Origin of the sequence: Reinekea sp. G2M2-21 (genome assembly GCF_015687175.1) — a bacterium.
Classification (GTDB): Bacteria; Pseudomonadota; Gammaproteobacteria; order Pseudomonadales; family Natronospirillaceae; genus Reinekea.
Genome location: NZ_JADPQG010000007.1, coordinates 141,417 through 163,810 on the forward strand (window position 1 = coordinate 141,417; position 22,394 = coordinate 163,810).

Below are 22,394 nucleotides of genomic sequence, written 5' to 3' on the forward strand. Positions count from 1 at the left end.
AATGCGAAGCTCATTAATAACCCTACTTGTTTTTGGTGCTCTTGTTGGTTGCTCTACGGTGGATAAACGTCCAACGGTATTTGATGACGAAACGGGCTCCCTAACCGAAAGGCAAGACCGTGCCTTCAACAACAACCGCGAACTTGCTGCCGACGTGATTCGGGAGTGGAAGTATAGCGATACACGGCCAGCTGGCATCGTTGATTTATCAAACGCAAAAGTTCCATATGTCTCTCCAAAGTCGGTTGTCGTTGATCCTGACCTACCAGGTATTTTTGAAACACGAGTCGAATTCAACCCTTCTACGGAGACGGCATTTGATGATGTGGTTGAGATGATCGCGTCAATATCCAAATTGAAAGTTCATGTGCGCGAAGATGTCTACACCTTGAAGTCCTCTGATAGTACTGATGAAACAACACAAGCTGAAGGCTTAACGCCTTCCAGTACTAATAACGAGACATCAACTTTGACGCTGAGTATTGGTACAAGTGACTACGAGGGTACTTTAGAAGGGTTTTTGGACTATGTTACTTCTTCACTCAATCTTGACTGGACTTATTTGTCCGACGAGCAACAGATCCTGTTTTCGCGCTATGTGACACATGAATACAGAATTTTGACATCTCCAACATCCCTATCATTCAATGGATCGATAGTAGCTAACGATGTGTGGTCGCAGGTAATTGATGCGGTTTCTTCAATCGTTGGTGAGACCGGTAGCGTAACGTCAAATCCCTCAAGCGGTTTAGTTACAGTCACCGATACACTTGATGTACATCGTCGAGTTCACTCGCTTCTTGAACGTATCAACAAAACTCTTTCACAGACTATACAGGTACGTTTAGATATAGTGACTGTTCGTGTGAACGAAGAAGAACTTGATGGTCTTAACATTAACTTGCTGGCTTCAAATGGAAATGTTTCAGGTGTGTTCTCCGGGCGCGACTTTCTGAGTAATTCTGGTTCACTTGGTGTCAGTATAGTTGGAGAAACGCTCTCACTGGCAGGAACTGAAGTTGTCTTAAATCGTATGCGAGGTTTGTCTTCCCGTACAACACAGCAAAGCAAGATACTGCGTACTCAGAACAATCATGCTATGGAATATGCGGACACCAACACCATTCAATACTTAGGCTCAGTCCAACAAGAAACTAATACTGATTCAGCTGGCGGAAACTCATCGTTTGATGCCGGTAAATTGTCTCTGTCAGAGTTGGAGGTAGGCCTTGAACTAAAAGCTATCCCACACATAACAGACGACTCCAATGCTGTTGTGCTCGACCTGTGGCTGTCGATTTCTGACCTGGTTGCTTTACGAGATGAAACTTCTGGGGGGCAGCGTGTTCAGGCGCCTGAATTTAAAACTGCAACCTTCAAGGAGCGCTTGGTGATTAGTAACGGCGGTAGCGCATTAATTGCGGCGCAGGAAGCTCTGGTCAGTGATGATGCGAATAGAGGCATATTTTCAGGACCTCTTGCCTGGCTAGGTGGAAGCAAAAATCGGTCGATGGAACGTGAAATAACATTCCTTACATTGACACCGGTTATTACCAACACACAGATTCATAAACAGGTCTTCTAAAATGGTTGAAATCCGAATCGCCAAAAATGTCTTTGTCGGTGGTTTAACTTGGACATATCTGTCAGGTGACGATCGCTATAAGCGCTTGTCTAATGTGAAGAAGGATGGGTTAGAAGCCGGCGCGCGACTTGGGCTGGGACTTCATCCGAAATTTCCACAAACGAAGAAAGACAGTGGTTTCGGGTTTGTTCCTGATGCAAACTTTAATCGGAAATGGGTTGGCAAGCGATCACTTGCGGCTGTAATTGCTGCACGTGTTCCTAACGGCATAGCATTTTTCCCAGTGGACTCTACCGCTTCGCAAGTAGCCATGGTTTTAGTGTTGAACGGTATACCCCTAGTTGATGTTGTCGCCGAGACAGATCGAATTGACTTGGAAATCGGAGAAGTTATTAGGGAACACCTAGGAACCGGAGATGCGGACACATTCTATGCAATTCGACGCCCGCGATTTGTGTTCGATGAATCACTCTTAAAAGCAGAAAAAGATACAGCATTAGGATATGCACTAGAACAACTTAAATCTGCAGTTGAAGAAAAGGGCTTTGAGGTTTTAGATGATGAGATTTATGGTGACCTTTCACTGAATAAGTTACCAGCTAAGACTAGCCTTCGTTTGCTAAAAGGATTTGAGCCAGTAACCATCATAAGTGTCGTGTCTATTCTATTCGTGTTAATTACGAGCGGCGTACTTTGGAAAATTAATCAAGACCGTATTGCTGATGAAATACGTAGATCGCGCCTTGCTGAGCTCGCTAATTTGTCAGGTAATGATGGACCTAGTCGCCAAGAGCAAATAGAAATAGCGCTTGAGCAGCTTCAGGGTCAAGTTGGTGACGATCTATATGCTTATTACGTTGTTAATAGTGCAGACAATTATCCAATGGACTGGCCCCTACGAGTAGTAGACGCAGTGAGTAGTTTGCCGAAGAGTATTGGTGGTTTTGAAGTGTTTGAGTTGACATGCTCCACGATACAATCGCAATGCTTGGTTCAATTTAGAAACTCAGGTAAGCGATCGAGTTTGGTTGAATTGGATAGATTCGTCTCTAACAGTGAGTTGCTAAGCGCTTTAAAGATTGATTCTAATCGCACACAAGCTTCGGCCAAGATTAAGTTCCAGCCCGGCCAACCCCGAACACCAATCGAGTATTTTGGATCTCTTTCTAATTTCACAGAAAGTGCGTTAAGGCTGTCTGATGAAATATTCGAAAACTATGTATATGCAGATCAATTTGTTTATGGGCCTCAGGTAGATGCTTCCTTTGAGCAGCCAGTGTCAGAGGAGGTTACAGCAAGACCTACGCAAGAGCAGGGCGATTTGGTGGAAGATGTTGGTATACCTTCAGATTGGATTGTACATCAAAGAGTCAGAATGCAAGGGCCTAACAAGCTGACCCTTCAGCGTGCGATTAACTCAGTGTCAACGGAGGGTTTTGGTTTTACTGATCTCACGGTTACATTTAATGAATTTCAAGAAATCTCGGATTGGCAGACTTTTGGAAGGCTTGTTCGTTCAGGGACTGCTCAAACTAACAAAGTATTTAAATGAGGACTTGTGAATGATGAATAAATTAAGCAAAGGTGTGATCTTTTCAATTCTTGCTCTGGTTTCGGTTATTAGCCATGCGGAAGAAAAAGCGAATTCATTAGTAAACAGCCGCGTTGAGGTACCAGTTGCACCTCCTGAATTATCTGATTTGCTGGAGAAAGACAACGCCATGGCCCCAAATATTACTAATCATGACATGCAGATTGAACAGCTACGAAAACAGACCGAGATACTGCAAGCTCAATTAGACCGGAACGGTTTATTCAGGCAGCTAGAGGATCTTTACGGATTAGACCATTGGCTCCAGGGCGGCGCTACAGTTGGTGGCAACGAGAATCCTACTGGAAGTGGATTGGAAACTTTTGCTGGCATTGACGGAAGTTCCCGTGGCGCGTCTGATTTTATGGCTGGTAATACCGCAAGTTCTAAAGAAGCAATTGTCAGATATGCTTCAATGCAGAGTTACCTAAGTTTTGGTACTGAGAAGACTGCCGTTGTTCGGTGGGATCCGATTACACCGACTGTGAAATCAGGTGATATTTTGCCGGGAGGATTCAATATTGTTGAAATTCGAAAGAATGACATAGTTATGGAAAAGGACGGTATTGTGTTCTCATTAACTCAAGAACCAGTATCGATTGATGACTTAATGGCTGTAATTGCTCAGAAGCGTGAAGGCAAATAAATTAAATGTTTTGTAACTGAACAAAGGCTTCGTGATGTTTGCGATCTTCCGAAATACAAAGGCACCAATTGAAAAACCACAAGTTTCTATGAGCGCGCAAAATTCTAAGCGAGTTCGTAGACTTGATGGTGCTATGCGAAGTAGTGTTCGCAATCAAGCCAAAACTCTAATGTCATTCGATGAGGTTATAGCGAATAGTAAGGAGCGAGTAGTAGAGGTTCCAGACATCTTAACTGCGACTCTGCGGAAAGGTATTGTTATTCTCGAGTCGTCTGTGCAAAGCAGAGTCATATTAGCGTTTAAAGCTGATACCGCACCGGCTACCTTGAAAACACAAAAGTCTCGCTTGCACAATCTAAATTACATTGATGTGTTAGACGCTCGACTTGGAGAAGATTGCTGGGACAAACTGTCAGAGCGTTTACGTTCTGATTTACGCGAAACACACGGCAGTATTAAGACTAAAAATGAGGCACTTAAAAACTGGTCGACGATTGTCGATTATGGCATTAATCGTGGCGCGAGTGACATACATATAATCGGAGATCCACGTGGTGATGATACCTCCATTAGATATCGTATAGACGGTGTACTTCAGGAGCATGAGAGGTACAGTCAGTTGGGCTATGACCGCATAGTTGAAGCGGTTCGCGCTGCCTGGAATAGCACGCAGAACAAAAATACATCCAAAGAAAATGGCTATGTCACCAATCATATCCGAGACACGATTATTTCACATAGCGCTCAAGGCAAATTGTATGATTTACGATTTCAGCAGAGCCCACATGGTGACCAAAGTGGAAGCGATAACGATACTGGATTTAACTTGGTTATGCGAATTACTGCTTCAGGTAGTAGCGCGACACTCATTGATCTCAATGACTATGGTTATGCTTCATTTACATATGAGTTGATAGGAAGACGAATTCGAAAGTTCAATGGATTGACTTTGATTGCAGGCCCGACTGGTTCGGGAAAGTCAACCGCATGTTTGGCATCGGTAAAGTCAGCCGCTATTCAATATTCTGGGAAAAAGTTACAGACAATTGAAGATCCGATCGAGTCTATTATCGGTCACAACGTTGCGCAAATGAGCGTTCCGAGTACTGAAGATTCAAATGGTTCAACCGGTTATGTAAAGGCAATGAAAGCAGTCTTGCGACAGGATCCAGACCTCATTTATTGCGGTGAGGTTCAAGGAAGTGAAATGGCCAGGCTTACTATGAGTGCTGCGATTACCGGCCATATGACGTTGGCTACACTTCACAGTGAAAATGCATTGCTTATTCCAGACAACTTTGCGAGCAAAGGAGTGGAGTTTGAAAGCTTAATAGGACCCGGGGGGCTTATGCTAGCAATCGCACAGAAGCTTGTAGGTCGAGCTTGTCCGGCCTGTTCGAAGCCGTTGTTGCGAGAAAACAATAAGCTGCTGTTTGATGCGGTCTCTCGTGTTATCCCAACCGATCTTATTGAGAATGTTCGGGTTCATGGTCAAAACCAAGAATGCAATGTCTGTGAAGGTCGCGGTGTGAAAGGCCGTATACCGGTTGAAGAGGCTCTGCCCATAACAGACGCAATCCGTAGCGCATTTCTTTCTCGAGATATGTCGAAAGTGACCAAGGCATGGTATGACTTCGATATCCTCGTGGCGCTTGGAGACGGGTATCACGGTAGGACCATTGAGGACCGCGCTCTTTTTCTTGCCTCTCAAGGCGTTATTTTAGCAAACGATTTATACCTGCTAATTGAGAACTTCGAACAATGTCGTCCATCTAATCCAGAGTATAAGAAACTCGAAGGGCAGGCGGCGTTCGCGTACATATGGGGGAGGACGCCCACCACAAAGAAAAAATATGTTCCTGGCTTTGTCCATTCTGTTTCCCAAGTAGAGGGTGTTTAGCTGATGAGTATCAATTTAGCAGTTTCTAAACTGTTTTTTTCTGCGAAAGAACGTAAAGACTTCTACCAGTTGTGTGCTGACTATCTTGGACAGGGGCAGAGTCTCAGCAAGCTAGTTGGGTCATACCGTAGACGTTATGAGAAAGACGGTAACTTGCTGAAAGCGGTGTTCGAGGAGTTGGAAACTAAGCTTAATACTGGCTCGAGATATAGCGATGCATTTGCTCAAATTCTACCGAAGGATGAGTTGGGAATGATTGCGTGCGTGGATCGGAGTCAGATATCCGATGTGCAAAGGGTATTTTTAATTCTCGTGAATCAACTTGAGAAAAAAATTAGTATCTCTCAGTCCATGTTTGGATTAAATACCATATTTATTTTTTTGGTTATCTTGTTTGGGCCGTTAGTTATTAACTCGATGTCTGGTGTTTATGTTGAAGTTAGCGATCGACTTCTGCGTATGGTTAACATTTACACGTTAAATTCTTACTCCGCTTGGGTGATTACGAAGTTTCAACCCTTTATGGCGGATCGATTTTACATGATTTACTTTGTTGTTCTCGTGTTCTTGTCTATTTCATGGGCGCTTGTGATTTATGTTCCTCCATCTATTGCGAGGATGAAGATTGAAAAAATTGGTCTGTTCTTCCCATTCTACTTGTATGCCCGTTATAAAAGTTTTCTTTTCCTTTTATCAGCCGGCGCATTCAGTGACGCAAACTATTCAATCTCTGACTATGCACGAGTTATGTCAAAACTGTCGAAGAACTATGAGCACAAAGTCTATGACGCTATTTCACATCGACTGAGTTCAGGTCACTTCTCCGATGGCGAAGCACTTATGATCGGCTGGTTGCCAAAAGAAATCGAATATCGCCTTGAGGATTACGCTCAAAGTGATGACTTCGGTACAGCCACGTTCCGCATTGCTGAGCAGACCATAGTGTCTGTGAAGAAGTCGATTGAACGTGTGATTTCAATGTGTCTATACAGCGCGCTTGGCATGTTTATCTGGGCGTTGTTTAGCATTATTTTGTCAAATCAATTTTTAACTCAATCTATATAGTGAGGAACTATAATGCGCAGCTTAAACAAAAAACAACGTGGATGGACCATTGTGGAGCTTGGTATTGTATTGGCAATTATTGGGTTGCTAGGTGCAGCTGGTTTGGGTGTTTGGCTTGGTTTTTTCGGGACAGCCAATGCACGCATACAGTCGGACTATGAATTAAGCTGTTACCAAAAGCTGAAGACTCAAGTTGGTGCCAATCCGAATTACACCAGTTGGTCAGCAGCTTCCTTGGTTGATGGCAATATTTGCCCAGAGGACATGGTAAACGCTGCTGGTACTGGCTTGGTCAATGTTTGGGGAGGTGCTGTCACGGTTGCAATGTTAGGTACTGGTTTCGAAGATAATATTTCGTTTGTAACTGACAGTGTCGAGTATGAATCTTGCTCCGAATTTGCAAGCTCTTTAGGTGCGGTGGCCCGTGGTGTTGGTATTGATGCTGGCGGTACTGGTACTTATACGTGGGTTAAAGATCGCGCCGGATTTAGTGGAACCATCATTAACGAAGTTCAACAGGCGGCGCTTGCTACTGCTTGTGCTGACTCGAACAATGATAACGTAGTCGACGTAATCACCTACTATCGCTAAGAAGAGTAAACGAATATGCGAATGCAAGGAGTTCACGCTCAGCAAAAACAGGTTGGCTTCACTTTTGTGGAACTTTCAATCGCTTTAGTGATACTTTCTATTCTGTCCTCGGTTTTTATGAAGGTATGGGTGTTGCCCGAACTTGAAAAAGGATCGACTCGAATTGCTGGTCGTGAGCTCGCAATGTATTCGTTCGCTGCGCAACGACGTCTCTCACAAGAGGGCGTCGCCGTACTTGGCGGTGCTGCTACGCTTACTTTTAATGGCACTGATTGGTTGCAGAATGGTTGCCCAGGTGGAGTGGGTTCTGCTCCGAACGCTTATCTCGACTGCGACTTCAACCCCCTAAATCAATGGGGAGAAGGATATACCGCCACACTTTCTGAACCGACACCGGGGCGAGTCAGAGCAGAAATCCGTATAGATGGTCCGAAGGCTTTGAGAACCTCTGGTGCAGGTACCTTGGCTGACGTTGATCCATCCTTGCTTTATGTAATGCGCAATGCAGCTGCTTCAAGACAACCGGGTATGTCGCCTGTAAGTACTATGTTTTATGATGTTCGTGTCGAAGATAATGATGCAGATGGTCGAGCTGATACGTTAGTGACCGTCCAAAGCACAGAGCTTGCTTTTGACATTTGGTTACGTGTCGACGGCGCTAATGCCATGACTGCGGATCTCGACATGGGTGGCAATAATTTGGTGAATGCGAACTCAGGCCAATTCGCGGACTTTATTTCGGTGAGCGGTGGTGCTTGGGGTACAGTCGCAGGAAGTGGTGCAGGTGCTTGGGCTACGTCAACAAATGCGCTATTCGCAAATGATACCGATGTACAGATTGTAGGTGGTGACGTCTTCGATATCCAAGCCACAAATTTACTCCGATTGCAGTCTGTCGATGCTGTAGTCTCAGTGTCGCCTAATACAGTTAATTCTTTAACAAGTGACGGTGCGGGCAAAACGGCTTCAATTATTCAGACAAACGACAATCTATCGTTATCCTCGAATGACAGTGGTGTTTCTACAACGCTTTCATTTGACTCTACGCCAGGGTTAAGCGCTTCTGTTGATATTCAAACCAGTAATCCAGCGGCAGGACCGACTACCATCCTTGACTTTATTCAAATTGGTGGTGCAGCGAGCGGCAATCGCGGCACGCTCATTTCAACAAACGACACTTCTATAGGCTATATCGCAAACCGGGGCATTATAGAAGTTCTCGACTTTGATAATGGCGGTTCAATGCAAGACGGAATACTTGCGTTCGCTGATAATCCTGGAGGAGCAGGTGTTGAAGTATCAGGTCAGGGATTTGATTTGAGAGTCACTGGAACCGGAACAAATGAAGCAACCATCGTTGCTGATAATGTCTATGACCCAACAGTTAACCGATTCCTAGATCAGGCGGTATTTGATAAAACGGTAGTTCAATATCGCGGAACACCTATCAAGATACCGAAGCCGACCTGTAAAGCAGGTCGGGTACCTCAGGTGTTTACTTCTGTGCAAGGTGCCTACCACATATCGGGTCGCCCTATCCTTGGGTTTGACGTGGACGTGACAGACATGGGTGTGTATTGGAATGTGGCGGGTGTTGTTTGGATGGATACGGACAAGGGTAGAACTCGCCTGTATGACAATGCAATGAAGATTGAGGTTGACCGTAAATGCAGCTAGTCGCGCGTTTGATGACTTTGTGCATTATATTTTCGATTGGATCGTCGATGAGTTTTGCGCGTGAATTGTCTGAAGTTGAAATGCAAAAACTGGGTAGATCAATTGATTTTGTAACTCAGCTCTATTCTATTCCTCGACCAGTGATGTATGCACTGTACTTGCAAGAGGGTGGATGGCCAGGTGCGCGTATTGAAATTGGTGGTTCAGCTGATATTGGGATATTCCAGATTAACACCTCAGAGGAAAACTGGCTTCCCATTATAAAGAGAGAATTGGACTTAGATGAATCGGCAGTTCAATGGTCAATTCTCGGTAATACGATGGCTGCCGGTTACATTCTCAAAGTTGAATATGCGCGCACCGGTAGCTGGATACAGGCCATGGGTAATTATCATCGACATAAACAGGATGCAGCGCGTGACCGATATCTAGCTGGAATAACCGGTTATTTGACTCAGCTTAAAATGGCGCAAGAGCAAATGGCAATGTTTTCAGAAATGGTGCGCACACAAACCCCGCATCTAAGCCTAGCCCACCGAACAGCAGGTATAAATTTCGAATGACCGATTTATCCAGCTCCAATAAAGCCGCACAACGAAGTGGTAGCGACTATGTCGACATAAATTACCGCTGGAATAAGTTTGAGCGGTTCGTTAACAGCCCTAAGTTTGCGGTACTGCCTCTTATTGTTGCTGTTGCGATGTTGCTGGTGCCTGGATTTTCTGCCTTATTGTTGTTGGTTTTTGGCTTGTGGTTCTGGTATGTCAAGGATGCCAACATCGATTTGCCGTTACGTGCGCCCTTGGGCGGCCCTCAAAAAACAACTAACGATATCGCGGCAAATGGTAAGCGAAGGATTGCAGCCGGGATAACCTATTATGGAATCTGTCGTGACACTATGCGTCGGGTATATGGCGATTCGGACCTTGATAGGCAGCATAGAATTCTAGTGGGCACCACTGGCTCGGGAAAGACAGTCTCCATTGTTGCTCTGAATATGGCCACATTTATTTTTGGTGGCGGTCAGGCGATGTTGGATGGTAAAGGCGACAAGGACTTCATTTATGGTTACATGGCGCTAGCACGTCGATTCTTGCGTACGCCTTGCTTGCTGATTCTGGATTTCGCAACTTCCCGTGATATATATGAGCGCACTACCGATTTCATTTCCAACCAGATTAATTTGCCATCGCAGGGATCGTCAGGTGTACTTGCAGAAATCACCAAAGCTACCGCGGATGATGGCGAGGGAGATATTTGGTCACAGCGTAAAGACGCATGGATTGAACTTGCCTATCGCTTGATGTTCTTCTTTCAAGATCGACACAATGAAGTTGCGACAATGTCCAACTTTTCTAAATATTTAGACCTCAGATATTTTATTGACCGGTACCTTGATCCACGTCTGGTTAAAGATAATGGCGGAAAAATTGTAACGGCACAATGTACTGACTTCATGTCCACATTGCCAGGGCTAGAAGCGAACCAACTCGACAAGATCCACAGCGGCGAGCAACAGCTTTCAAATACAACGTTAGACCAATGGGGTTATGTTGTTATGTCGGTGGCCCCAGCGCTTTCCCTGATGACGCGCCAGTACTGGCACATATTCGACACCCGGGCGCTATCTGATATTGATTTTGAAGACTCCTTCATAGGCGACCGACTGATGTTTGGGCTGCTTCCCGCCCTCCAAAAATCTGAGTCAGCAATGCGCTCACTTGGGAAGTTGATTGTAGGGCTAATGCAATCTATGTACGGCAAGATTATGCCGCAAGACTTGGTTGGTAACTTTAAGATGTTAAAAGACATTCAAGCATCAAACTCACCTTACTACTACCAAGTTTTCTATGATGAAGCTGGTTACTATCTAAGTACCGGCTCGGAAAAGCAGCAAGCACAGCTCCGATCACTGCAAGTTAGCATTACCGTTGCTTGTCAGAACTATGGGCAGTTAGAAAAAAGCGGAGAGGATGTTGCCGAAGGAATTTGGGGTTCCTCTAACATTAAGATTTTTGGGAAAATTGAAGATAGCGGTAAGACGTATGAAAAGATTCGTCAACGTTTGGGTGAGAAGGAAAAGTGGGTTGCTGGTGAGCGCGCTATTGAATATACCGCTTCTGGCAAAGTGCGGTATTTAGGACCAACTCGGGTCACCAAAGAGAAATTTGATGTGGTGTCTATCAATAAATTGGCAAATCAGGTCGAAGGTCAGTTTGTAATGGCTGTTGGTGGCGATACGATCATCAACCTTAAAACTCCTTATTTCACGGCAAGAGTTGATGAGCTACGCCCGAATATCTATATGCCAATGAGTAAACCAAAAGTTGAAGTCGAGTCGGCAGAGTTTTTGGACTTTAAGAAAGGTCTAAAAAAATTGGTCGTCGATGGACGTAAGCCAGAAGAATACAACGAGTATATCCGCGGAGATCAAGATCTGCGCTCTGTCCTGTCACATGTCTCTGAATTCGATTCTAAAGTTGAATTGGAAGGTGGTCTGTTAGCAATTTATAAACACATTGACTCGATTTATGAAACGTCAGAAGGCCCAGATCCAAGTGAACTATTAAAACAACTTCTCGGTGCCTACAGTGAAAATCAAGACGATACCCCTTATGAGTCGAATGCTGACAGCATAGATGTATCTTCTAAGGAACCGGGAAGTGAATTCCAACCCCCTGAATTTGATTATGATTCTTACCCTGAAGCAGATAAGCAGTACCACGCTGGTGACATTGAAGATTTCGGTCCTGCTTCACCTTTTGGCGACTTGCCTACAGAGGAATTTGCACCGGTAGAAGAGGTTGAAGTTGTAAACCATTCAGCGGTTTTAAGTGAAATTCTCGGTTCTTTGGATGCCTATGATGATGACGACGATGGCGCGTATGATGGTCACTACAGTGAGCAAATTCCTCTGCAATTGGACTCGCCTGGGTTTGATGAGTTCTATCATTCCCCATCAAATAAGGAGGGAGCAATTGATTACCAGTCAGCGGGTCGGGCGAGTGGACGTGATAATGGGGATTTGACGAATGAGCCTCTTGAAGATGTTGACAGTTTCCGAGTAACAGCGAGCGACCTTGAATCTCGCGACGAGAACGAAATTTCGCTTGGAGATATCCTGGCTGATACTCTTGGAAACGAGCATGATCCGCTTTTGGTGGCCGCGGATCTAGCCGGTGTCAAACCAGCCGTAGAGGCAGTTGCCGTACAGAATACACCAGATGATGAACCGCCTGTTGATGTAACCTCGCCTGAATCACGCGACTTTTTAGAGCAACTGGCGAAATCGATCGAAGGGCCAGTGATCGATGTGGATATTCGCCTACCATCCTTTAAAAAGAAAAAGTAAATGCCATACAATGTTCTTAGTCTTGTTTTCTGAAGGATAAGTGCGATAACTTTGTCGTTGAGTGAACAGAATGGTTTGTGACTGCAAGGTGTTGTTTAGACGGCTACTTGGATTCAGAAATCGCCACTTTCATAATTTTTGGATTCAGAGCTTCTTCGTAGAGTGCTCGCCGGCAAATCTTTCCAAATCGTTTTAGTACAAATTTCGAATGCTCGCCAGAGCTTGCATCGCAGTACAGAGTCAGTTTATGTATAAAGCCTGGAATCCGCTCTGATAATAGCCAGAGTGTACTGATAAAACGCTGCGCACTGATCATGCTCAAGTACGCCACCCATATCCCGAGCGGGATCCTATTGACTTGCTTACGATAGTTGTCATGCAACAGAGCGGTGTGAATTCGATCGCATAACTCCTGATTTCCATCCACAAGATCAACGCCAAACGTGCTTTCCATCTTAATCCGATCTAGCCGATCTATTAGATTCCAAGAATCTTCAAGTTTTGTGATCAGTGCAATGAGTTCTTTATGTCGCATGTGGTCAATCAGCCTAAAATGCAATATCATGATAGAATATAGCACTTTAACGGAAAATGGTACACCATGACGATTTTCGCAAGAGTAGGATTAGCAGCTATAGTCCTGATATTTAGTATTGCAAACGCAAACACACTTTGTTCGGAACTGGGTAGTGATTCGCTGCTTTGTAATACAGAGCCATCGTCCCAATATGATATCGACAATCCGCTCATCAACTCTAACACGGATTCTATTACGTCTTCTGTGGCAGCCAGCGTTGATCGTGAACCAACTGTTGACGAAGTAGTGTTATACGCTGTCGTACAAGATCAGCCGCTTACGGTTATTAATGCTGATGGTACTCAAGTAAGAATTAATAATTCCAACCAGTGGGAGTCATTTGCGAATCAACAGTATATAGCGGGCGGGGATGCTACATACACCGTGATTTCGAGTGATGGCACGGAATTTGAGATTAACGCCTTTGATGTTATGGCTTATGGCGAAGCCGCCCGGGCAACACGCGGCCAGGAAACCATTCCTGCTGCTCAGCAACAGCGTGATGCCCAATATACTGCTGACTTATTGCTACCGCCAGAGGAAGATCGGGAACTTACCGATCGATACTGGCAGGACCTATTCACGTATGTTGGCTCATACGGGGACGATGGCAGGCCTGTTTCGATGGAGGCAGAGCACGTAATTGCAGCCAACAGCCTAGCCAAACAAAAAATCGAATCGTTGGAGTTAGATTCGAAATTTAATCAAAGTGTCAGTTCTAATGATCAGCAGCAATGGTTAAATAACCTAAATTCTTCAACTGCGACAGCTAACGGCGATGTACTTACTTCCCCGGAAAACTACAGCGCTCTGATTTCAGCTTTAGAAAGTGGCCAGTCAAGCGCAATTGACACGGCACTTGATCAGGTATTGCAAGATTATGTTGAAAACTCTACTTACCTGCAAACATTTGGAAACAATGCGGCTCTCGTTGGTGAAGGTCTCTATCTCTACCCAGTTGCTTTGCAGCAAGCGGTTGATGAATACGAGGGTGATAATGGCGCTTTGTCGCCAGCCCAGATAGACGCGATTCGAGAAGCATTGACCGCTCGTTTCATTGAGGCGGGTTACGACCCAACCACAGCAACGGAAATGGCTGTCAACACGATAGGTGAAATGGGGCTATTGTATACCGAAGATCTTGGCGCGCTTCGTGAACTGGTTGTTAATTCCATTTCTGGAAACTACGGTTTAAGCGCTGCCGATGTAAATACTTGGTTTGACTCAATGACTGCCGAACAATGGGCCCTGCTTTCCAACGCGCTACTATCAGGGAACATTGAACAAATTCGACAACAGATCAATGCAGCGGCATTAGCAAGTAATGTTGATTTGGTCACTATCGATAAAATTCTGAGAAACAACGAAACCGCTATATCTGTTTCTGATTTTACCATTGGTACCGCTGATGACCTCCTAGGGGTGCCAGGTGTTGGTACGGTGTCTGGGATAGTTGGTATGGCTGCAGATAGTATTGCCGCTGGTGCACGTGGTTGGTTGGATTTTGATATGGAGTTTGTGCCAAACTGGGACGACTTGATGGTTCAAGCTCTGTACAGGTCCATTGGTCAGCCCGTAGCATATGTCTATAAGAATCTTCTTCAAGGTGTTCTTCCGGATGCCGATTTAGCAGACCCAGCGAACCGAAGCACTCCGCTTGTGCTTGTGTTCCAGTTCGGTGCGGCCATGGGGATGCTTTTGTTGGGTGCGCTGTTTCTCTACACGCTGGTTATTGGTCTTTATAAAACCGGAAAAACCGGGAGTTTTATGGGTGAAGACTCAGCGGGTGCCATGTATCCGATTCGTTCGATATACGGTATGGCGCTGATGGCTCCTATTCCAGGGGCGGGTGGTTTAACCGTCGCAACATTAATGCTAATTGCGTTTTCACTGATAGGAATTGCTTTAGCTGGAAGCCTGGCGACTGCGGCAACAACAGCAACCTTGCAAGCGCCAATTATTATGTTTGACCGCAAAGTCGACCAATCCGTAGGTTCGAATGTTTTGAAGTCGATGGTTTGCCTGTATACGCTTAAGGATCAAGGTCGTACTCTTCGGTCAGAAGGTGACCCAATGGATTGGACTGTTCAGGCGCAGCCGAGAAATTTGTGGGCAGACTTTGGGGATGACTACAACGCCCTGTTAGATGTTCGTCCAAATGTGGCAGTACGAGCTTTCCAGGCAGTGGTCTCGTTTTTTGATTTTTCCTCAGATGCATGGACAGACCCATTAGATAATCAGAACCTAGATCAAAGGCAGCGCTATTTTGACCATATGACAGACCAGTACAAAGGTAAGGTTGATGGCAGTTCAACAATGTTGCAGCGAATCCATTTCGGAAGCGGAGGTCGCTGTGGCGAGGTTGTCATCGCCGCGGGTCACTATGAGGGCGCTGCGGATACAATCAAGGAGGCCTACGCAAAAATGGTGGCATTGGAAGATGATACCAATTTTGGAAAACCTAATCTGGAGGCCTTAGCGAAAATTGTCTCTAATAATAGTTTGCAGGCGTATAAGATTGCACTTGAAAACGGCGCGACTGATGAGGAACAAAGGAAAGCTAATGAGTTAGAGACAGTCTTGTTAGTTGACCAAGTGAATGATAATGAAGAACCTTTACCATTTATCATGTCCAGAGAAGCGCAGAAAACTGAAGACCAGTATCAAGCTGAACATGAAGCATGGAAACGTAAGATTAAGCACCAATTCTACCAAAGGCACGCCGAAATTTATAAGCAGCACTTCATCGATCGGAATCCCGATGCTTTAGATTTCTGGGATATTGCTTGCCTTATTGTTGAGGGCGAGGATTGCTATAAAGAAGGTGGCTACAGCAATCCACCGAATTATGTTCGAAATGCAACTCCAGCTTCAGCGCAAGATGCGGCATACCGCATTTTAGAATCGTACTATACCGACCTTGAAATCGCACTAAACCTAATTTTAACAAGCAACTTTGATAAGTCGAATGAAGGCTTCATTGATCACATGGAAAATATGGGTTTTCTCAGCTTAGGTATGGCGCCTTGGATGCTCGAACTTCGACAAAAACAGTACGAAAAATTCTTCAACTTTGAGGTGCTTGAGGGATACTCGGGCTTTAGAGGCGAGCGGGTTATCAGCTTCGGTAATGATAAGCGCGCATCAATTAAGTTCGGTGGGTTTAATGGTGATTCAGACCAAGAGCAGTTTGCAATGAACCTTACATCTGCTGAGTTTGCCGCCGGTGATCCTCTAACCAAGAGGCTACGTGACGATCTTCAAAACATGGCTTTGGGTAATTCGGTAAATGAAGGATCAAAGAACTTTAGCCAGTGGCTAGCCGTCTCTATTGGCGGAACGTTTTTAAACTTAATTGGTGATATTAACGACACGAATGCGATGCCAATATCGCGTTTGCGTACGACTGGAGACGCGATGCAAACAGCAGCTGCAACAGTTCGTGGTATTGCTGCTATATGGCGTTCGCTTCCCAAAGGCTTTCAAGAAGGGGTTGGTGGTCAGATGGCGAAGAAATTGCCATTCAACCCATTTCCTGTGATGTCTGAATTGGCGGCTGCAACAGTTGAACCAATATTGAATTTTCTTCCTGAATTTCAGCTGATAGCATTTTTACTCTCCAACATCGTTCCCCTTTTGCCTACCATTTTGTTTTTCTTGTCGGTTCTGGGATTGCTTGGCTATTACTTTGAAGCATACTTTGCTGTCAACTTAGGTGTAGCACTTAAGGCTCATCACGAAGGGGACGATCTTTCGGGTAAGGGTGGCAAAATTTATCCATTGATCATGACCGTGACAATGCGTGCCTTCCTTATTGTTGCTGGATATTGGCTGGGAACTGTATTGCATGCGGTGGGCTTTAACGTTCTCAATGGAATAATGATACCAGCAGCTACTGCTGCAAACTCCACTGCAGAGAGTCTCAATTTCCCAAACTTGACTTCATGGCTAGGTGTCATCTTGGCATGGGCGGCATTGCAGGTTGCATTGGCATACAAGGCTTATGGAATGTGTATCGAATTCCCTAATGCCGCTTTCCGATGGATGGGAGTTATGGACCACCAGGATTTGGGTGAGCGTGAAGGCACAGGGCATGTTACTGCAATTCTTAATCGTGGTCAGGGTTTGATGCAGCCGAGGGCTACGAGTCCAGGTAAGAAGCCTACCGGTGGGACTGGTGGTAATGATAGCCCTATAAAAGAGCAAGGAGGAGCCTCTGATGGTGGTAAAGGGGCTGATGGGTAAAAAAGTGGGTCATAGCCCACTTTCTTATAAGAAGTAACCTCTGTCCAAACCGAATCCATCATCTTTAAGATTTACTGGATTAAGTGGGTGCGAGATTAATTCATCTGTATATGGCTGGCCCGCGTGGTCCATACCACCATTTTTTGAGATGAAGTAGTACTCTAAAGGACACTGGCTAAGCCACTGACGCAAGCGTGGTACTTGAAACATCGGCAGTGTAGCTTCTTCTGTCTCATACTCGCCAAGTTCCCTCCATCGTTGAACCCGCTCTTCCAAATATAGAGCTTTCAATGAACCAGCCGGTGGCTCTAGTTCCTTTCCGGCAAACATATGGTTGTACGCTTCGATTTTTTGCAACTTAACTGTTGCTTGAGTAAGCGCTTCTGGGTATTGGCCTGTAGCTGTTTGGGCAAGTGCACTGTCTGAATAATTATTTTTGACTTTCATAACATCGGCCATCATAAAATCAGCGATGTTGTGCTTAAGTGTGAAATACATGGTCTGCCATTCTGCTTCTGCCAGAATTTCGAGATTAATTTCACGTCTTTGGTCGATGGAAAAAGACTTCGCAATTCTACTGACAGCAACAATCTTGCCATTGTTCACGCGCATGCAGATTTGTTGGTACTTTTTAATAGTCCAAGCAAAAACCAGAGGTCGAATGGAGTATTTCGCAGCACGCAAGCGTTCTTTAGAAACCGTGAACATGTCATCGGTTTGTGCTAGTTGCTGTTCAAGGTACTGAATGCGACGATTCTTGTTCGTCAGGGCAGCTTCATATTGCTCAATGGTGTCATAAGCTTCCTGAACATCACCCATCAACCCATTCACGGAACGAGTTAAGTGTGTGTTCTGGCCCCAAAGCCATGATTTTGTAGGATCGGACATTATCGTCTCCTTCTAACCCTAAGTTCTACCATGAATCCATTATAGAAAGGAAGCACTCCAAGGCAAGATATTTTTTAACATTGGCATAAGGTTTGCTTTTAATATTGCGCTGGTGATTCTCGTTTGTTTTGATAAAATATCTTAATTATGATGGCATGTAGGGGCTCATTACGAATGGACATTAAGAGATCATTGTTTCCATTTTTTGCTTTTTTATCTGCCACTGTTGGGGCAGTTGGCTTCTCAGATGAAACTAAAGCGGCCGTTTCTCTTCTTCCTCAGCAGGCAGTTTGCACTGATAGCTTTATGGCGCAGATGCAACGCAGTTCTCAACCCGATTCTTCTCAGTGGATTGCGGAGCTTCAAAAAACCGATTCTAATAACGATGGCTTCATCTCGATTTCTGAATCTTCTTATTCGGAGGATGTTTCTCGACTTTTTAAATTAATGAATGCAGACGGTGACAATATGGTTTCACAGGGTGAAGCTATCCAATTCACTGCAAAAATGATTTTGTCTGAATATGTTCGTCAATTCAGACGTCTGGATATTGATAAGGACCAGGGCCTCACTTTTACTGAGGTTGCTCGCAGTAGCTCTGATGCTTATGAAGTATGGGATGCAATAGACAGTGACGGTTCAGAAAAGTGGTCATTTGATGAGTTCATGACGTGGCGTGAAGGCGCGGATGGTATTGATTTGAAAGGCATATTTAAGCAATTTGGGATGGTTAGCGCTCAGTGACGGTGAGCGCTTTGTCCCGACTAATTACTCTCCTGAAAAGAAGTTCCCAAAGAACGAATCCCCCCAATCAATATTGCCATTTGCATCTGTTGGTGAGCTATTTTCTTGGGTTGTATTGCCAGTCCCGCCCAGGTTTATTCGGCTACTCTCGACCGAACTCGCATTGCCATTGTTGCTTATGGTAGTCTGGCCCTGAAATAGGCTGCTGTCGGCAGGGGTCCCTGTATCGTTTTCCAGCACTACATTTGGTTGGGAGTTTTCTTGCTCAGATGAGTTGAGGCTATCAAAGTAATCGCCGAAGTCAGTACTTGGGCTGTCATTCGTGAATTCGTTTTCGCCTAAGTTTGCCCCCCCCTCAATAGATACTGGATCGACCCGTAAATATTCCTCAACTTCTAAAAGCTCTTGTGTATCGCTTTGAACGTTACCTTCAGGCGAATAGCCAGCATAATCGTAGGTATACTGATAAGAGCCTTCAGTTTGTGAGAAGAGGCCGCTTACAGCTTGACCGCCATATATTGACCAGTCAGCCCCTAGGTCCAATGCGCCATCCTCATTAAGCTCCCAGCGTCCATTGAGGGTTAATTCCGCGTTACTCGGGATATAACTGTTAATTGTTGAGATTTGCTCGTTTGCCATATCTACCAAAGGATTGACGATAGAGCGAGCAAAACCGCAGAAAGCTCCATCAATGAGTCCTGACAACGAAAAAGAGTCGAAGAAATTAAATTCCATAAGCTGCTGGAAACCGCATTTGCTATTGAGCGATGGGCTAGCTTGATAGCTTTCCACATAGGGCTTCGCGTAATTGACCACGGCGGCTCGGCATGTATTGGCGGTTGGAGCATCGAATATATTGCTTGGACCTACCGGTGCTGATGGGGTGCTTGGCCGATAGTTATTGTCCGGGTATGGATTTGCAGGGTTGTAAGCGTTAATGGGATCACCGTTATTCGTACTTCCCGAATTGCCGCCATTCGTAGTGCCTATTGTCTGAACGGGCTCAGGCGCTGTGTAATCGATTTGATTGAATTCCCCAGCCACGCCATCGTCTTGGTCTCGACCAATATTTAGTGAAAATCCAGAATTAGGTTCATTATTATCGGCATTCGATTCAGAAGAAGCATCACCGAAACCAAAGTTCAAACCATCTGCTGCGCAAATTTGAGAATATAGCAGTGTTACTGCAAGACCAGTTAAGGTAGCTTTTTTCGTCATGGTAGATGTCATTCCGTAGAGTTTAGTGCAAGATCATGTTGCATTATAGACCACCCATGCTTAATATTGAATAAGTTTCTAGGTTGGCAGCTTTATCGTGAAAAATTTTTTTAAACGGCTGTTGAGGCGCACAATAGGCTCAGAGGTTGATATTAATGGCATGTCTGATGCAGATATCTGCAATCAGTATGGCGGCAGCGTGCTAAGAAGTATTGGTCCTGCGGCGACATTTGATTCTGCAATTATTAATGAGCAAGTTCGATTGCGGTTGGCAGAGATAAGCACTCAACCAATCCCTTCGAAAAACCGAAAACAGGAAAGTTCCCGTGAAAAAACTCTTCAATCTCTTCAAGCGCCAAAAAGAAGCTAAGTCTCAGTCTGATAAGCAACTTGCTTGCAAGCGCTTTGAGGAGTTGTCGGCAGAGTACCGAAGCGTACTAGCATCAGGCGGCATTCCAAAGCATCTTCGCTCAGTCTTATCTGTTCAGTTAGCCAAGGCTATTGAATTGGAAGGGTTGGTCCCCGATGATCAGTCTAAGGAGGCTGAAGCAGCATGGGTCATTAGCTTAAACACACATTTAAATGTGATGAAGTTGACCCTGGAGCAAGTTCGCAATTTTCAAATTGATAAGAAGTCAAACTCTCTGCTATCCATCAGGCAGTCAATAAATCAAGACAATAAGGATGAGTCTAAGCCTAGCGGTAAAGCAAAGCCCGCTGAAACAGTGAGTGACGGTTGGAAGACCGGACCGACAAGCTTGTCTAATAGTGAGCGGAAAGAGCTGTTGGCTCGACTTGCGGAGTACCATAAGCGCTCAGATGAGCACGGCGATTTCGACGGCAAGGAATATGTCGACTCAGAAGTGGATACGCTTTTGCGACTCCTACAAGAGGCCGATCAGGCAGAAAAAGCTGAAAGCGAGGGTAAGCCCGAATCCCCTGAGAAGAAATCTCGACGTGATTTTCTAACTCAAGGCGCGATTGTAAGCGTTGTATCAGCTATGGTACTTGCTCCAAGCACGGCGCATGCTGGTTGGTTTGGTGAAGAAGCCGCGGCAATTATTGCAGCCCTCTGGCAGTTTGCTTCCAAACTTTGGAAGGCAATGAACGAGGGCACTAAGGCTGTAAATGGTATGCTCAATGATATTGGCAATGGCTTGGGAATTCTTGAAGGGAAGTTACAAGCTGGTTTCGAGGCTAGTGTTGAAGCGGGTACCATGCAAAACGACAAGTCCATCATGGCCCTTGGAAGTCTGGGCGATAAGATTGTTGAGCAAATAGTTGCAAATGAACGGACCAGAACAGCACAGGCGGCCCAGCCTTCAAGCGGGGTCTGTGGTGATGATATTTTAAATGCTGCGCAGAGCTCCACTAAAAAATTAGTTGATCAACAAACAGAGAGTGCTGGGAAAGCGGCCGTGCAGGAGGCAACTATGCCGGCGGCAAATGACAATGAAAAGGTCAATCGCGAAACAAAAAGAAACAACTATATAAACAAAGTAGCCCCATCTGTTACGGGAGATATTAATAATCCTAACGCGTGGAATCACGGTGCACTGAGTTATGCATCTGCTATGGCTCCTGGTTCGACTCCGAAGCCAGAAAGATTTCAACAGGATTCAGAAACTTTTGTATATTTTGTTTCCCATGGCCTCCCAAATGATGGTATTGATGAACTTGACCAAGACTACCTTAAGACCGGAGACAGTGCCTTACCGACAATGGTCTACCAGAAAACAGCTCGCGATTCCGTGGCTAAGAGTGTTCTCGAGCGTCATCGACTGGAAGAGCTACCTGATCCCTCTGTTTACAATGCAACGATTAGTCATTTGAGAAACAACGTTGAAACTCAAAAATCAGCATTGCGTGAAATAAGAGCTGCTCAGTCACAAGATGGAAGCGATTTAGACATTTCGGTTAACCAAGGCAGGTTGGCACTTAGTGAGCAAATTTTATCGATGGCCCAGAGAAAAGCCGCTCCCATTCGGACACCTGATGGGGGGCGTGAGAATGGTCTTAGCTACAGAAAGTTAGAACAGTTTAAAGTTGAAAGATGGACTGGACCTGAATATCACGCTTATTTGAATGTGACTGGTCCCGAACCGGCTCCATTGCTTCGCGACTTGTTAAAACAACAGGGTGTTTCGCTTGAGTTACAGCAGTCCATATTGGACGAGCTTCGTCATTTGAGTGATTTATCTGCAACGCTTCTCTATGAAACTATGGATTCGAATTTGGTTCGGAAAGAAGAAATGGCTAAAGCGCGTACGCAGGGCCGTACATAAGATCAAGATTCCTATATCAAGGGGGTTGAC

16 protein-coding genes are annotated in these 22,394 nt (G+C 45.1%); 13 read left to right on the forward strand and 3 right to left on the reverse strand.

The annotated features are described in order from the left end of the window. Position 1 precedes the first annotated feature (1 nt). The 9 genes from IYN85_RS21080 to IYN85_RS21120 are packed head-to-tail and all read left to right on the forward strand — an operon-like array spanning position 2 to position 12,407. Complete coding sequence (locus tag IYN85_RS21080) at positions 2–1,585, forward strand: hypothetical protein (RefSeq protein ID WP_196160936.1); 1,584 nt, start codon at positions 2–4, stop codon at positions 1,583–1,585. A gap of 1 nt (position 1,586) precedes the next feature. Further along, complete coding sequence (locus IYN85_RS21085; protein WP_196160937.1) at positions 1,587–3,137, forward strand: hypothetical protein; 1,551 nt, start codon at positions 1,587–1,589, stop codon at positions 3,135–3,137. 10 nt (positions 3,138–3,147) lie between these two features. Then, the gene (locus IYN85_RS21090) at positions 3,148–3,822 is read left to right on the forward strand and encodes a hypothetical protein (protein WP_196160938.1); all 675 of its coding nucleotides are present in this window, start codon (positions 3,148–3,150) and stop codon (positions 3,820–3,822) included. Between the two features lie 34 nt (positions 3,823–3,856). Beyond that, positions 3,857–5,722 carry a GspE/PulE family protein gene (locus IYN85_RS21095; protein ID WP_196160939.1) on the forward strand — a complete coding sequence of 622 codons (1,866 nt, stop codon included), beginning with the start codon at positions 3,857–3,859 and terminating at the stop codon, positions 5,720–5,722. Between the two features lie 3 nt (positions 5,723–5,725). Further along, a complete protein-coding gene (locus IYN85_RS21100; RefSeq protein ID WP_196160940.1) occupies positions 5,726–6,787 on the forward strand; it encodes a hypothetical protein in 1,062 nt (353 codons plus the stop codon). 12 nt (positions 6,788–6,799) lie between these two features. Beyond that, positions 6,800–7,378, forward strand: coding sequence for a type II secretion system protein (locus IYN85_RS21105; protein ID WP_196160941.1), 579 nt, complete (start codon positions 6,800–6,802; stop codon positions 7,376–7,378). 21 nt (positions 7,379–7,399) lie between these two features. Next, complete coding sequence (locus IYN85_RS21110; RefSeq protein ID WP_196160942.1) at positions 7,400–9,055, forward strand: type II secretion system protein; 1,656 nt, start codon at positions 7,400–7,402, stop codon at positions 9,053–9,055. A 47-nt stretch (positions 9,056–9,102) separates the two neighbouring features. Then, positions 9,103–9,618, forward strand: a complete 516-nt coding sequence (locus tag IYN85_RS21115; protein WP_196160943.1) for a hypothetical protein — start codon at positions 9,103–9,105, stop codon at positions 9,616–9,618. Further along, entirely contained in the window at positions 9,615–12,407 is a 2,793-nt protein-coding gene (locus IYN85_RS21120) for a TraM recognition domain-containing protein (RefSeq protein WP_196160944.1), read from the forward strand. Before IYN85_RS21115 ends, IYN85_RS21120 begins: the two co-directional genes overlap by 4 nt. 103 nt (positions 12,408–12,510) lie before the next feature. Here the strand turns inward: IYN85_RS21120 and IYN85_RS21125 are convergent, their stop codons facing one another. Next, a complete protein-coding gene (locus IYN85_RS21125) occupies positions 12,511–12,942 on the reverse strand; it encodes a hypothetical protein (protein ID WP_196160945.1) in 432 nt (143 codons plus the stop codon). A gap of 66 nt (positions 12,943–13,008) precedes the next feature. Between IYN85_RS21125 and IYN85_RS21130 the strand changes: the two genes are divergently transcribed. Further along, positions 13,009–17,229 (forward strand): hypothetical protein, encoded by a 4,221-nt coding sequence (locus tag IYN85_RS21130; protein WP_196160946.1) that lies wholly within the window; start codon positions 13,009–13,011, stop codon positions 17,227–17,229. A 24-nt stretch (positions 17,230–17,253) separates the two neighbouring features. Here IYN85_RS21130 and IYN85_RS21135 read toward each other — a convergent pair whose 3' ends face one another. After that, positions 17,254–18,117, reverse strand: a complete 864-nt coding sequence (locus IYN85_RS21135) for a hypothetical protein (RefSeq protein ID WP_196160947.1) — start codon at positions 18,115–18,117, stop codon at positions 17,254–17,256. 174 nt (positions 18,118–18,291) lie between these two features. On the opposite strand from IYN85_RS21135, the gene IYN85_RS21140 reads away from it, so the two are divergent. Next, entirely contained in the window at positions 18,292–18,861 is a 570-nt protein-coding gene (locus tag IYN85_RS21140; RefSeq protein WP_196160948.1) for a hypothetical protein, read from the forward strand. Positions 18,862–18,885: 24 nt separating this feature from the next. Here the strand turns inward: IYN85_RS21140 and IYN85_RS21145 are convergent, their stop codons facing one another. Continuing rightward, positions 18,886–20,079, reverse strand: a complete 1,194-nt coding sequence (locus IYN85_RS21145; protein WP_196160949.1) for a hypothetical protein — start codon at positions 20,077–20,079, stop codon at positions 18,886–18,888. A gap of 97 nt (positions 20,080–20,176) precedes the next feature. Between IYN85_RS21145 and IYN85_RS21150 the strand changes: the two genes are divergently transcribed. Then, complete coding sequence (locus IYN85_RS21150) at positions 20,177–20,449, forward strand: hypothetical protein (RefSeq protein ID WP_196160950.1); 273 nt, start codon at positions 20,177–20,179, stop codon at positions 20,447–20,449. Beyond that, positions 20,406–22,364 carry a hypothetical protein gene (locus IYN85_RS21155; RefSeq protein ID WP_196160951.1) on the forward strand — a complete coding sequence of 653 codons (1,959 nt, stop codon included), beginning with the start codon at positions 20,406–20,408 and terminating at the stop codon, positions 22,362–22,364. The genes IYN85_RS21150 and IYN85_RS21155 overlap by 44 nt, the downstream gene beginning before the upstream one ends. Positions 22,365–22,394: the final 30 nt, after the last annotated feature.